Source organism: Oceanirhabdus seepicola, from assembly GCF_023684385.1.
Taxonomy (GTDB): domain Bacteria; phylum Bacillota; class Clostridia; order Clostridiales; family Clostridiaceae; genus Oceanirhabdus; species Oceanirhabdus seepicola.
Genome location: NZ_JAGSOJ010000002.1, coordinates 878,324 through 892,588 on the forward strand (window position 1 = coordinate 878,324; position 14,265 = coordinate 892,588).

11 protein-coding genes are annotated in these 14,265 nt (G+C 29.7%); 4 read left to right on the forward strand and 7 right to left on the reverse strand.

The window, feature by feature from the left end; genetic code table 11:
* The 3 genes from KDK92_RS11465 to KDK92_RS11470 all read right to left on the reverse strand — a co-directional run bounded on the left by KDK92_RS11465 (window position 1) and on the right by KDK92_RS11470 (window position 3,166).
* Window positions 1-1,917, reverse strand: a complete 1,917-nt coding sequence (locus tag KDK92_RS11465) for an ABC-F family ATP-binding cassette domain-containing protein (RefSeq protein WP_250859393.1) — start codon at window positions 1,915-1,917, stop codon at window positions 1-3.
* A gap of 198 nt (window positions 1,918-2,115) precedes the next feature.
* On the reverse strand, window positions 2,116-2,250 hold the full coding sequence (locus tag KDK92_RS24565; protein ID WP_276575946.1) for a hypothetical protein: 135 nt from the start codon (window positions 2,248-2,250) through the stop codon (window positions 2,116-2,118).
* Between the two features lie 58 nt (window positions 2,251-2,308).
* Entirely contained in the window at window positions 2,309-3,166 is an 858-nt protein-coding gene (locus KDK92_RS11470; protein ID WP_250859394.1) for a patatin-like phospholipase family protein, read from the reverse strand.
* A 220-nt stretch (window positions 3,167-3,386) separates the two neighbouring features.
* Here KDK92_RS11470 and KDK92_RS11475 point away from each other — a divergent pair, with 220 nt between their 5' ends.
* The 3 genes from KDK92_RS11475 to KDK92_RS11485 all read left to right on the forward strand — a co-directional run bounded on the left by KDK92_RS11475 (window position 3,387) and on the right by KDK92_RS11485 (window position 6,915).
* Window positions 3,387-3,863, forward strand: coding sequence for a hypothetical protein (locus KDK92_RS11475; RefSeq protein ID WP_250859395.1), 477 nt, complete (start codon window positions 3,387-3,389; stop codon window positions 3,861-3,863).
* A gap of 39 nt (window positions 3,864-3,902) precedes the next feature.
* Window positions 3,903-5,045 (forward strand): beta-aspartyl-peptidase, encoded by a 1,143-nt coding sequence (gene iadA / locus KDK92_RS11480; protein WP_250859396.1) that lies wholly within the window; start codon window positions 3,903-3,905, stop codon window positions 5,043-5,045.
* 367 nt (window positions 5,046-5,412) lie between these two features.
* On the forward strand, window positions 5,413-6,915 hold the full coding sequence (locus KDK92_RS11485) for an LCP family protein (RefSeq protein ID WP_250859397.1): 1,503 nt from the start codon (window positions 5,413-5,415) through the stop codon (window positions 6,913-6,915).
* A gap of 329 nt (window positions 6,916-7,244) precedes the next feature.
* Here KDK92_RS11485 and KDK92_RS11490 read toward each other — a convergent pair whose 3' ends face one another.
* The 4 genes from KDK92_RS11490 to KDK92_RS11505 all read right to left on the reverse strand — a co-directional run bounded on the left by KDK92_RS11490 (window position 7,245) and on the right by KDK92_RS11505 (window position 12,517).
* Window positions 7,245-9,041, reverse strand: coding sequence for a C40 family peptidase (locus tag KDK92_RS11490; protein ID WP_250859398.1), 1,797 nt, complete (start codon window positions 9,039-9,041; stop codon window positions 7,245-7,247).
* Window positions 9,042-9,122: 81 nt separating this feature from the next.
* Window positions 9,123-10,598 (reverse strand): HAMP domain-containing sensor histidine kinase, encoded by a 1,476-nt coding sequence (locus KDK92_RS11495; protein ID WP_250859399.1) that lies wholly within the window; start codon window positions 10,596-10,598, stop codon window positions 9,123-9,125.
* Window positions 10,595-11,293, reverse strand: coding sequence for a response regulator transcription factor (locus KDK92_RS11500; protein ID WP_250859400.1), 699 nt, complete (start codon window positions 11,291-11,293; stop codon window positions 10,595-10,597). The genes KDK92_RS11495 and KDK92_RS11500 overlap by 4 nt, the downstream gene beginning before the upstream one ends.
* 138 nt (window positions 11,294-11,431) lie before the next feature.
* Window positions 11,432-12,517 (reverse strand): PRK06851 family protein, encoded by a 1,086-nt coding sequence (locus KDK92_RS11505; RefSeq protein ID WP_250859401.1) that lies wholly within the window; start codon window positions 12,515-12,517, stop codon window positions 11,432-11,434.
* 384 nt (window positions 12,518-12,901) lie between these two features.
* On the opposite strand from KDK92_RS11505, the gene KDK92_RS11510 reads away from it, so the two are divergent.
* Window positions 12,902-14,200: a M18 family aminopeptidase gene (locus tag KDK92_RS11510; RefSeq protein WP_250859402.1), complete on the forward strand. Its 1,299-nt coding sequence runs from the start codon at window positions 12,902-12,904 to the stop codon at window positions 14,198-14,200.
* Window positions 14,201-14,265 lie beyond the last annotated feature (65 nt).

Genomic DNA, 14,265 nt, shown 5'->3' on the forward strand with positions numbered 1-14,265 from the left:
TTAAATTTCTTGAAGTTCAGTCCATTCTATTAAGAGTTCATCAAGCTGAGCGCTTAGATTTTCTTTATTATTGAACAATATATTTACCTTATCATAATCTGATGAGGAGAGTTTTATTTGTTCATTTATATTAGAAATATTTAATTCTAGATCGCATATTTTATTTTCAAGGAATGATAAGCGGGTTTCTTTTTTTCGTTGTTCTCTTGATATTATTTTATTTTCTTCATATTTAATATTAGACATTGAATTATCATTCTTTGGTTTTGGTTTATCTATTGAAGTTTTTAATGAAATAATTTTCTTATATTCATTATAAGGGCAATCAAATTTTGTTATTTTAGAGTCCTTTAGTTCTAAAACTTTATTTGAAATTTTATTTGTAAAAAATCTATCATGTGATACAAATAAAATTGTGCCATCAAACTCTTCAAGAGAGGATTCTAACATTTCTCTTGAGGATATATCAAGATGATTTGTAGGTTCATCCATGATGAGGAAGTTTACTTTGTTTTGCATTAGCAAACACATTTTTAATCTACTTCTTTCACCACCGGATAGAGCGGATACTTTTTTGTTGATATCTTCTGAGAAGAATAAGTATCTAGCTAATAGCCCTCTTATAATTCCTTGAGCTATAGGGAATTCATCTTGAAATACTTGAATTACTGTTTTATCCTCATTAGGAAACTTTATTTCTTGAGGTAAATATGCCATTTTGATACTTGCGCCTAATTTAATAATACCATTATCCTCTTTGTAGAAAGAATCAATAGCTTCAGGATAAAACTTTTTGATAATTGATTTTAGAAATGTTGATTTCCCCGATCCGTTTTTCCCAAGTAACACATATCTATCTTTAATAAATATCTTAAGATTTACATTATCATAGAGCGACCTTTCACCAATAGACTTTGAGAGGTTTTCAATTGTTAGTACTTCTTTTCCACTTCTGTTTGATGAAGTAAAGACAAGGTCAGCTTTCTTTTTATTGGTAGTAGGTTTTTCAATCTTATCCATTCTCTCAATTCGTCGTTCCATATTAACAGCTCTCTTAATAGATTTTTCACTATCCCATAGTCTAAAACGAGCGATTGCGGCTTCCATTGATTTTATCTTTTTCTGTTGTTGAATATAGTGCGCAAGTTGCTGTTCAACCCTGCGTTTTTTCTCTTCTTGATAATAACTATAGTTTCCTACAAATTCGCTGCAGCCCATGTCTTCAATTTCAATTGTTTTCTTAACCACTTTATCTAAAAAATATCTGTCATGAGATATAATTAACACTGTACCTTTATACTCATCTAAGAAATTTTCTAACCATTCAACAGCTTCTATATCTATGTGATTTGTAGGTTCATCTAATAATAATAGATCAGTGTCTTGAAGAAGCAGTTTACCTAAATGTACTATGGTTTTTTCACCACCACTTAAACAAGTGAATTCTCTATTCCTCATATCCGATGAGATTTTTAATCCAGTACAGATTTTATTTATTTTCTCTTCAGTATTATAACCATCACATGAATCAATGAAGGCTTGCAAATCAGCATATTCTTTAAGGAGTTTATCCATGTTATCTGTACTTTCAGACATGTTTTTTTCTGAAGAACTCATTTTCTCAAGAGTTTCATATATTTCTTGAAAAGATGATTTCAAAACATCTTCAACTGTATAGTTTGTAGGGTATACTGGAATCTGTTGGAGATAGCCTACAGACATGTTTCTTCTCATATGAAGTGTTCCAGCTTCATAGTTTTCAGCTCCAGTAATGATTTTAAAAAGGGTAGTTTTCCCGCAACCATTATCTCCAATTATACCTATCTTATCACCACGATATATTTCAAGTGAGATGTTTTCAAGAATCTTATTTCCCCCGTAAAATTTAACAAGATTTTTTATTGTAATATCAACCATATTTTTCTCCTCCTAAATGTATATTGGTATCAAAAATTTCAATAAAAATAGCTCAAGGGTCCCCTTGAGCCATTTGTCAAAAAATACAGGTTAAAGGCATATTCAAAAAATATGACAAATAAATAAAGCTCAAGGCAACACCTCAAGCTAAGCATCGAAAATTAAATTATGTAAATACTAAATAACTATCAAAGACGCTTAACTTTTGGATTCATTAATATATATTAAATTTGGACGCACTTTCCCTAAGGACTTTACAGAAATGAAAATTATTCCTGCTAGACTCAATGGTAAAATATCCAAAAATAAATCATATATTACTAATGAACTCATAGTTAAACTCCTTTCATAATAATCTTACTTTATATTTTACATTAAAATTTCTGAATATTCAAGATAAGAATGAAATGATTCTTTCAAAATTATCTTTAGGTATATTGTAACCTTCAGAATACAGAGATTTTAACTTAGAAAGATTTCTTTCTAATCTTTTAAATTTTACTGGGTTTTTAGGGCGTATTATTAGAATTTTTCCTTCTTCTTCAAGCTTGGTTAACTTATTCATATGATCGTTATAAATAGAATATTTATCTAACATAAGTTTTATGAAATTTGGATAATCTTTATAGTAATACTTCAACATTTGTTTACGTCTATATGGTTTCTGTCTAAAGTTAGAGTCACGAGTCAATACCACAACAGCTTTTTTATGTATTTCTAAAGCTTTTTTATAAGGAACAGGATCGGACAGCCCTCCATCAAGTAGATCATAACCTTCAAGTTTAACTATTTGTGAGAAAAAAGGAAGACTACTTGAAGCTCTAGTAGCATTAAATAAGTGTTTTATATTATCTAAGTAGTCAGATTTATTAAAATATACAGTCTCCCCATTAAACATGTTAGTTGCTCCTATCACTAATTCTTGTTTTGATTTTTTGAAAGTTTCATAATCAAATGGCAATAATTTATCTTGTAAATCTTGAAACATAATATCCATACTAAAGGCATTTCCAGTTTTAATTAGATTTCTCACACTTGCATATCGTTTATCACGGAGAAAATCAGTAAAGATTCTAAGGTTACGGTTCCTTTGTTTTGATATATAAGAGAATGCATTACATGCACCAGCTGAAACACCAGTAATGTATGGAAAATCAAGTTGATTATCGAGGAAAAAATCAAGAACACCAGCTGAAAATACTCCTCTAAGACCTCCGCCTTCAAGGACAAGTGCGCAGTTATCTATCATATAAATCACTTCCTTTTGAAAAATAGTTCATATGTTTATTATTGTAAAGAAACAATAATATTAATCAGAAATATATGGAGTTTTGAAAATTACTAGAGTTAAGTATCTTAAAGACGTATGATGACTACAATTATATTTGAATAAGTGAGTTATTGAATGGGTAGTAAATATATGTTAATATATGAATATTATAGGTGGATCTATAAAGGGGGAATTGAAGATGACAAATATCAAAGAGGTAAAAAGGCTTTTAGATAAGTGGCAAGATATCTTGAGATTAAGAGATTGGGATATCAAGATCAAAATGGTGGATACAGAGTGGAGAAAATCAGGGGACGTTAAAATTGATGTTGATAACTCAAATGCTATATTGCTTATTAATAGCAATCCCAAGGTTACTAATCTTGAGGAACTAGTTGTCCATGAATTGCTTCATATCAAGCTTTGGAAAATGGATCAGATGATTGAAAAGTCTATAATTAGAGAATTTGGAGAAGATGATAATTGTTCTAAGAAAGATTTTGCAATGGATCATTTCTTTATGACATTAGAGAGCACAGTAGAGGACCTTGCTAAAGGTTTTTTAGCTGCCAACGGGAGTGAGCAAGAGGTAAGCTTCGGAAGACTAAGAAAAGAAGTAGAAGGGGAAATAGGAGAAGTCGAAAATATTTACGATAAAGTTGGAGAGGTAGAGTAGAGATTTTGGGACTATATGTTTGATTAATGAGGTGATTTTATGATTAAAGTAATAAAAAATATCCAAGTATATGCTCCAGAAGACATAGGGGTTAAGGATATTGTCCTATGTGGTGATAAAGTAATATCAATCGAAGAAAATTTCGCTTGTGAAACGATTAAGTGCGAAGTTATTGAGGGTACTAATAAGATAGCGGTGCCAGGTATAATTGACTCTCATGTTCATATTACTGGTGGAGGAGGTGAAGGGGGATTTCACACAAGAACTCCTGAAGTGAATATTAGGGATATAGTGAGAGCGGGAGTTACAACTGTAGTAGGACTCTTAGGAACTGATGGTATAACTAGATCTATTGAAGATCTATTAGCAAAAGCATATGCTTTAGATAATGAAGGGATTTCAACATATATTTTGACAGGTTCATATGGAGTACCATCCCGAACGCTTACAGGCAATCTCAAGAAGGATATTGCATTTATTCCAAAAGTAAGAGGGGTGAAAATTGCTTTAAGTGATCATAGATCGTCACATCCTACTAAAGAAGAATTGTTAAGAATCACTTCAGATGTAAGAGTTGCAGGCATGCTATCTGGAAAGCAGGGGGTTGTTCATATACATATGGGAAGTGAAGAAAAATGTTTAAAAGATGTATTTCATATTATAGAGGAGACAGATATTCCAGCTAATATATTCTGCCCAACCCATATAAATAGGAATGATTTAGTTCTTAATGAAGGGGTAAGATTGACCCAATTAGGAGGAAGAATTGATGTCTCAGCGCATGAGGAGGATCCAAAGGGCTCAGCCAAAGATATTGTAAAAGCAATAGATTTGGGCGCAGTAGAACATAGGATTACATTAAGCTCAGATGGTAATGGGAGTATACCTAAATTCGATGAGGTTGGAAATATGATTGGAATAGGTATAGGAAAGTTGGAAGCTGTGATAGAAACTGTAAAACACTTAATTCAACACGAACATATGGAAATAGGAAGAGCATTTAAATTTGTTACGGAGAATGTAGCTAAAGGAATGGGGATATATCCTCATAAGGGAAGTATAACAAAAGGGTGTGATGGAGATATTCTTATTCTAGATAATAATTTGAATCTAGATGGTGTAATAGCAAAAGGAAGAGTATTAATGAAAGATAAAGAAATATTTGTGAAAGGTACGTTTTAACATAAATAGAGAAGTCCCTTATCTTCTACAAATGAGGTAGTCTTACATATGGGATGCAATTTATTGAACTTTAATAGTCAATGGGTTGCATCCCTTTGACATATATTTGGCATTTAATCATCAATATTATATAACAATTTATCCTTTAAAATTAACTGTTTTTTCAACATTTCTTTAAAAAAGAGATATAGGTAACTATTTTTTAAAAGTATCGCAACTGCAGCTTGTCCTACTCAAATTTAAAAAAAAACCACATATTACAAAAATATTACAATTAGTTTAAACAATTGTTAACATGAGAAATTAGTGCTAAAATAATAAAAGATGGACAGGTAAGTACATAGCATTTTTGAAAGGAAATAGGTAGATGAAAAAAGGAAAGGTTGCAGTGATAAGTGGTATTGGTATACTAATAGTTGTTATGGTAATTATATTGGGAGCGTATTTTCATGTTATGAACAGGTATAATGAAAAGAGTTTTATAAACAATAATGTTACAAAGTCAGAAGATAAAAATAAAGAAGAGAGTATATCTGACGTTGAAGAGAAAAAAAATAGTACAACCAATAGCAAGACAGATGATAATGTACAAGAAAAAAAAGAAGTTATAAAATATAAAGAAGTTGAAGGAATTACTAATATTCTTCTTGTTGGTACTGATGAGCGAGAAGATGAAAAACGAACAAGATCTGATACAATGATGATTCTTACTATAGATAATATTAATTCAAAAGTTAAGATTACATCTATATTGAGAGATACTTATGCTAAGATTCCAGGATATCAGATGCAGAAATTGAATCATTCATATAGATATGGAGGGATTGATTTATTAAGACAGTCATTACAAAAAACTTTTGAGATGAACATAGATTATTATGCTATTGTAAATTTTTATGGCTTTAAAGATATTGTTGATGAAATTGGAGGACTTGAACTAACGGTTTCAGAAGAAGAAAAGAATGAATTAAATAGATGTATAATAGGTCTAGAAAATCAAAAAGAGAATTTCTTTGATGAAGAGCCTACATTACTTGAAATGACAGGAACGCAACATATGAATGGGCAACAAGTATTGGCTTATTCAAGAATGAGAAAGATTGGTAGAGGGAGCTTTGACAGGGTAGAAAGGCAACGAGAAGTTGTAACAAAACTATTGTTAGAGCTTAAAGAAACTTCAATAATAAAATATCCATTTGTTGCAGATAAAATATTTGAAAGTGTTAAAACGAATATTCCATTTAATACAGCTTTAGATATGGCGTACACTATATTGAAAAATAATGTTAACTCTATTAATCAATTACAAGTTCCTCCTGATAAGTTATGTAGAGGAGTAAATGAATATAAAGATAATGGTTTTGTATTTATCATGGATGAAGAAAATGTTAAGAAGGTAATTCATGATTTTGTTTTTGAAAATATTGAATATAATCCTGATGAGTTTTATTGGTTTGATTATGAAAATTCAATATATTATGTAGAGCCCAAACCTAAAATTGAAGGAACTGAAACTGAGGGAACTGAAACTGAGGGAACTGAAACCGAAGGAACTGAAACCGAAGGAACTAAAACTGAGGGAACTGAAACCGAAGGAACTGAGACTGAGGAAACAGAAACCGAAGGAATTGAAACCGAAGAGACTAAAACTGAAGGAAATAAATCAAAAGAAGATTCAGAAGATACTAAATCTGAAAAAGCCAAATCTGAACAAGTTAAATCAGAAGAAAAAGAAATTGATTCTGAAGTAAGTGAATTAGATGAGTTTGAAACAGAGGAAGTTAAATCAGATGAAAGTGAAACACAAGATGCTGAAATAGAGAAAGAGAAATCTCAAGATGAAGTTATAGATAATCAAAATGATAGTTAAGAAAGGCTGGAAGCCTCTCAGGCTGTTGAAAAAGCCCAATCTCATCGTCACTAAGACTCGTTGTGCTGCTCGAGTACTTATTTGTACACTGCGCTGCTCGCTCATCTTGTTCCTTGACCTTGGGCTTTTTCAACGCCTGAAATTCTTAAGACAGAAAACAGAGTCAAAACAATATATTGTAACTTTGTCAACAAACTCAGAGGCTGGAAAGCCTCTCTTTTTAAATAAGATTTATCTATTAATATCTTCATTGGTAGATCTGCCCTGTGTAGCTCTAAGTTTATTTTTTGCTGAATTAGCATATACTTTTGAAGTGTTAAATAATAACATTATTTTAATATTCTTCTTGCAGTCAAGAAATCTTTTCTTGAAGATAATGAAGAAATTTTCACTACATCACCAGTTCTAGGAGCATGGATAAAGTGATTGTTTCCAACATAAATTCCTACATGATGTGGGTCCTTAGAAGTACCGAAGAAAATTAAATCTCCTGTTTTTAGATTATCCTTTGATACATGTATTCCTTGGTCTATTTGCTGATATGTAGTTCTACCTAGGGTAATTCCATTCTGTTTATAAACATATTGAACGAGTCCAGAAGTATCAAATCCTGTTTCGGGAGTATTACCACCCCAAAAATAAGGAGTACCTAAGAATTGTATTGCAGTAAATATAATAGCATTGTCAGTTCTTAGTACAGTTTTTATATTATCAATTTTATATATATAGAACTTTGAAAATGTGTAGTCCATAGAATTTTTTCTATAATAATCATGTGTTGTACGAATGAGACTACTTCCATTCTCATTTAAAATAAATGAATAATTTCTTTTTCCATCAGTAGATAAATCATCAAAAGGAAGTTTTTGAATATTTTTTATTGTATCCTCTTGAAGTACACCTATAAAAGAAAATTCTTCATTCTCCTTGTCTAAAGTGTTTTCTTTATAATTAAAACATATCAAATTGGTGTTATTAATAAACTTTAAAGAAGAATAATAGCCCTCAGGTTTATCTTTGAAAATAACTGATAATTTATCATTGGTTGTATTATATCTCATAATACTGTTTTGGGTATATGAACTATCTCCAATGAAATAATAATTTTCATTATCAGGACATATTATTGGAGAAGAAATTTTAATATCTGAAATATTTTCTATTTCTCTCAGATTATTAGGATCAGCTAACGTATATTTGTAAATAGTTTGTGTATTTTGTTTGGAACCATTTGCGCAAATATAGAAGGTATTATTTGTTTTGTTATACTTAAATCCTGTCTGAGCAGGAAAGCATAAATTCAAATCTTTAAATCTTTTGCTGGAGATAACTATTTTTGAATCTACATCTAATATTCTAATAATTTGACCCTTTTTTGATCGAGAAGATATAATGCTTATGTATTTATCACTTCCTTGTACTGGAATTATGTCAAATAAAAAAATCAATTCTAGATCATCTTTGATTATAAATTCATTATCTGATTCCTTTTGTTTTTCAGTTATAGTATAGCTATAACTTTCTGGAGCTAAATATTCTTTTTCTAGATAGCAATTTGTATAGTCTTCTTCAAGGTCTTTTTTGATTTCACTTAAATCATATATTTCATCAGCAGTATTTTCCTTTAAATTGTATGCACATAGCTTAAAGTTTTGCAGGAAAAATATTTTTTTAGTGGTAGCTGCTGTTATAGTAGACTTGGGAATAACATAATCTATTCTAGTAATTTTTTTAGTTTCAGAATTTGAAATATTAATGTTATATACATCATAACTATGTTTAAGCCCCCCAATATGCTTAATTGCAATTATATTATCTTTATCACTCCAGCAGATAGGAGTAAAATTTTCATCTGAGATGTCCAATTCTTTAATCTTTTCTAATTTAAAGGAATTATTTTCTTGCTCTTTAAGATTCATTTTAATGTCTGTAGTTAAAAGAATATCCTTTTCATTTGGCAATTTTTGAAGGTCATCCTTAGTTTTTATATCCTGTTTTAGGTCTTTTTTAATCTTGACACCAGTGTTGTTTAAAGTAATGTTTTTACTGGTGGAATTGCAAGCTGACGAAGATATCATTGAAAAAATTATTAATATTGAAGATATTTTTTTAAAATAAATATACATGATTTTTGCCCCCTAATATTTTGGATTTTCTAAGATGAAGAGTTTCATATAAAACCCGGTATCTCTTTGTAAATCATAACATCAACTTTTGTCCATAATTATCTCAGTTGTTTCCAAAATGTTACCGAAAGAGGGAAATTTAATTGTAACTACTATTACCTCACCATTCTTTATATTAATTTCTCCATTATGTTTTTTTATTATTTCATTACATATATATAAGCCTAATCCGTTGCTGTGTAATTCAGAGCTATTTTTACTTCTAACAAAGGGTTCAAATATATTTTCGTAAATTTCTCTAGGAATTATATCGCCTTTATTACAAACTTTAATTGTATAAAAACCATCTTTATTTAAGGTGGTAATGTTTATATCTTCTTTAATGTGAGAATATTTAATTGCATTATCTATAATATTAATTAAAACCTGTCTTATTCTGTTAGTTGTGCCTGTGATATATCCTTTATCAATTGATTTACAGAGTTTTATGGAATGTTTGCGGGCTTTAATTTCCATATCGTCACATATTTCATTTAATAGCTTTTGCATATTAATATCTTCAGCCTCATCTTCTGTTAAGGACATACCTTTAGAGACATCAATTAAGTCTAAAACAAGGTTATGCAATCGCTCACTTTCCATGTGAATCCTATTGATAGCCCTATTTTTAAACTCATCTTCTGAATTTAATTCTTCAAGAAGTATTTGTGCATAGCATGATATACCAGTTAAAGGAGTTTTTAATTCATGCGTTACATTGTTAAAAAATTGGGTTCGTATTTTCTCCAACCTCATAACCTTTTCCTTTTCTTTGGTTATAGTATCGATTTGCTCTTTAATTTTCATTTTCATTTCTACAAATTCCTTTGATAAAATACTAATTTCATCATTGCCTTTAATTGTTAATGTATTTGCATAATCACCTTCACTTACTTTTTTTACGTCTTTAGTTAAAATAGAGATTGGGGTTATTAATTTTGATATTAAGATGAAGGATAAAATAAATATAATTATAAGAATGCCTATTTCAGAGTATGTAATTAAATTAACTAACTTTCTATTGGCAAAGTATAATTCACTTATGTTTTTCTTAATGGTAAGTACTCCTATTGGTTTTTCTTCAAAATATAGAGGATAGGCAAAGGTTGCATAAGCTTTATCATTACCATATTGAAGTGTAATAATAACAGTACCCTCTAAAGCTGATTTTGTTAGCCTTTCTGTTACTTTTTTATCTAATATTCTAATATTACTCTGAATAATTTTTCCATCCTTGTCTCTTACTTGACTATCACAGTTGTGGGTAGATGTAAAATAAGATAGTATATCAAAAGAGAGGGAATCTAGACTTTCATCATTAAAAGGTAAATTATTTAACAAAAATCTATAATGTATATATTCTCTTGAATTATTCATAATGTCTTTGACTGAGCTTTTTATTGTGTTTTCAAGATTCACTTCAAATACCTTACGCATTAGAAGATTTATACCTATTCCTGAAATAAGAAAAATTAAGGACAATCCTAAAGTAAATTTAAATTTAATGCTTTTTTTCATTTTTTAATATTCCTTAAAACGTATCCTATACCAAAGATAGTTTCAATTATAGATTGTCCACTTTCTGAATCAAGTTTTGATCTTAATCTTCTAATATGAGTATCAACTGTTCTCATTTCACCTTCATAATCAAATCCCCAAACCTTGTCTAAAAGCTCATTTCTTGAAAAAACTCTCTCTTTATTTCTTACCAAAAACTCTAATAGATCATACTCCTTTGGCTTAAGCTTAATGTCGTCTTCATTTTTTAACACTCTTCTACTTTTTAGGTTTATTTTAATATTCTCATTAAGCTGTAAAAATTCTTTTTCTTTTTCAAAGTTACTGTATTTTTGAACTCTTCGAAGAGCTACTTTTATTCTTGTCAAAACTTCTTTTATATGAAAGGGTTTTGTTATATAGTCATCTGCGCCAAGCTCAAGCCCTAAAACTTTATCAACTATATCATTTCTTGCTGTAAGCATAAGAATTGGTATTTGGTAAACCGAATTGATATACTTGCATAATTCAAAGCCGTTTTCATCAGGTAAATTTATATCAAGGAGTGCTAAGTCAATACTGTGTTCTTTTAATGATTTTTTTGCCTCTCTTGATGAATAAGCACTTATAACTTCATAACCTTCTTTTCTTAATGAAAAGCTTAATGCATCATTAATAGAAAATTCGTCTTCAATAACAATTATTGTATGATTCATTTTATGTCCTCCAAATCTTTTACTCAAATTTGTAGTAGTGCATGATTAATTCTAATTATTGTAATCTAAGGAGATTATACATGTATTTGTGAAATTTATCTAGTTAAATTAAAAGAGAGGCTCGTGAGCCTCTCTTAATTATTTTATATATCCATTAATTCTTGAGATAATATTTTCTTTGACTTGATTAATTTTATTGAAATCCATATTTGGAATATATCCAGTTTCAAGTTTATCATGAACACTTTTCGCAATTTTAAGATTAGCCAAACCTTTGTTTAATAAGTTATAAAAATCATCTTCACATTCGTTAATTTCATCTGATTTTTTTGTTAATAGAGCATTATTTAAATGTCTATTAAGATTTATAATCCTTCCATGACTGATTTGAGGAGTATAAATTTCATTACTTGATGCAAGAGCAATATCTAGTTCAGGAATAATAAGATGGGATATTTTATCAGGCCTTAGAGGGCTATGAAATACTTCGGTATAATAACCGTATCTTAAAGCTTCTTCATATAAATATTCTAGAATTAAATCGTGTCCAGTACCAGGTTTTCCTTGAAGAACATATATCTTTTGAATACCCTCAGTTAAATTTTCTATGAAACTGATTATTCCATTAGGTGTAAGCGCTGTTGCAAACATATGTCGATCTTTATGAAGTTTATTTGATTTTTTGTCTGGTAGTATTTCATCTTTTAATGAAAGCATGAGTTCATTGACTTTACCCCAGTTTTGAGCAGCAGAATAATATGAGCATAGATCATCATTTATTATTTTTGAAGCTGCAATATATTTGTAGGCTTTTTTAAAATAAAGACCAACTTCTTTATTTGTATCAATAATCATTTGTCTATACTTCCCAAATCCATCCACGTTCCAACATTCACCAAGATTTAAAATTTCATCGACAGCACCAGGATTGATAGGGTCTACAACATGAGGTGCAGTTCCATCTATTAGAACAACATTCAATCCTTTTATAACAACTCCATCAAGAGAATTGTTATCAGAAGAGCAATGATGATGCTCAATATCATATCCTTTATCGTAGTAGTATTTACCGATATCTTTCATTAATGTGGATTTACCTGTTCCAGGCCCACCTTTAATACAAAAAATTCTTGTGGCTTCTTTTTGACTCATAATATATCTGTAGAATGAATAGAAACCTTTTGAGGTATTACCCCCTGGGAAATAGTTTTTAATTGTAGCCATTTAATTCACTTCCTAATTTCATAATTTCATATTTTCTATACAATATAATATATTTCGTATTAGAGAAATGTTTACTATTATTTTGATGTTTATTATGGTGAAAGGGAGAGTTTAAAAGAATAGTTGGAAGTTAAGAGATAGTGGAGAACGAGTGACGTTTAACTTCACTTGCTGCTTATTCTGAAGTCTACTACGCACAACTTTTGGGGTTTTAAATCCCCATGAGATAAAAAAACTTTAGAATATCTAAATAATTCTGGATTTTTTATATAAAATAGAAATGTTATGGTGTATACTATAGGGGATATAAGGTATATTAGGTACATTAGTGTATTTTATTAAATATACCTTTGATAAAAAAGCATAATGCTAGGAGGAAAAAGTATGAATGAAAAAATATTTGCTCAAGAGTTGATAGATTTTTGTTATGATAGTCCAACAGCTTTTCATGCAGTAGAAAATGTGGAAGAACAATTAATGAAAGAAAACTTCGTTAAATTAAACGAAGGGGATGAATGGAAAATTGAAAAGGGTGGAAAATATTTCACTACTAAAAATGGTTCCGCATTAATTGCATTCACAGTAGGAAGCGATAATATTGAGGAAAAAGGATTTAGATTGATTGGAGCACACACAGATTCTCCTGGATTTAGAATTAAACCAAATGCAGAAATGGTGGCTGAAAAAACTTACTTAAAATTAAACACTGAAGTTTATGGTGGTCCTATAGTAAATACATGGTTAGATAGACCATTATCTGTAGCAGGTAGAGTGACGCTAATGAGCGAAAATCCTCTAAAACCAGAAATAAGACTTATGAATATAAACAAACCTATAATGATAATTCCTAATCTTGCAATACATATGAATAGAGAAGTAAATAAAGGGGTAGAGCTTAATAGACAAAATCATGTTCTTCCTTTAGTTGGTATGATAAATGAAAAGTTGGAGAAAGATAATTTTATCTTAAAGCTTATAGCTGAGGAATTAAATGTTGAAATGGATAAGATTATAGATTTTGATCTATTCTTATATGAGTTTGAAAAAGGTTGTTTAGTAGGATTCAACGAAGAATTCATTTCAAGTGCTAGACTTGATGATCTTCAAAATATTCATTCTGGAATAAGAGCACTTGTAGAATGTAAAAATACAAAAGCAACAAATGTAATGGTTTGCTATGATAATGAGGAAATAGGTAGTTCAACAAAGCAAGGAGCAGACTCAGAAATGTTAGCAATAATATTAGAGAGAATAGTACTTGCACTTGGTGGAACTAGAGATAATTACCTAAGAAGTATTGCTCATTCATTTATTATTTCTGCAGATAATGCTCATGCTATACATCCAAACTATGTTGAGAAGCACGATCCAACTAATAGGCCTATAATCAATAATGGTCCAGTGATAAAAATAAATGCAAATCAAAGCTATACAACTGATAGTGAATCAGGTGCGGTTTTTGAGATGATTTGCAAAAGATGTGAAGTTCCTTATCAAAAGTTTGTTAATAGATCTGACGTAAGAGGTGGTTCTACTATAGGGCCAATTAATTCAACACACTTGAATATGAGATCAGTGGACATTGGATTACCACAATTAGCTATGCATTCAATAAGGGAAATGGCAGGAGTAAAAGATCATACTTATGCTTATAAAGTATATCTTGAGTTCTTTAGCTTATAGATAGATTTAAAAACAGACTAGCCTAATGGCTAGTTTGTTTTTTATAAAGAAATAATAATTTCAAT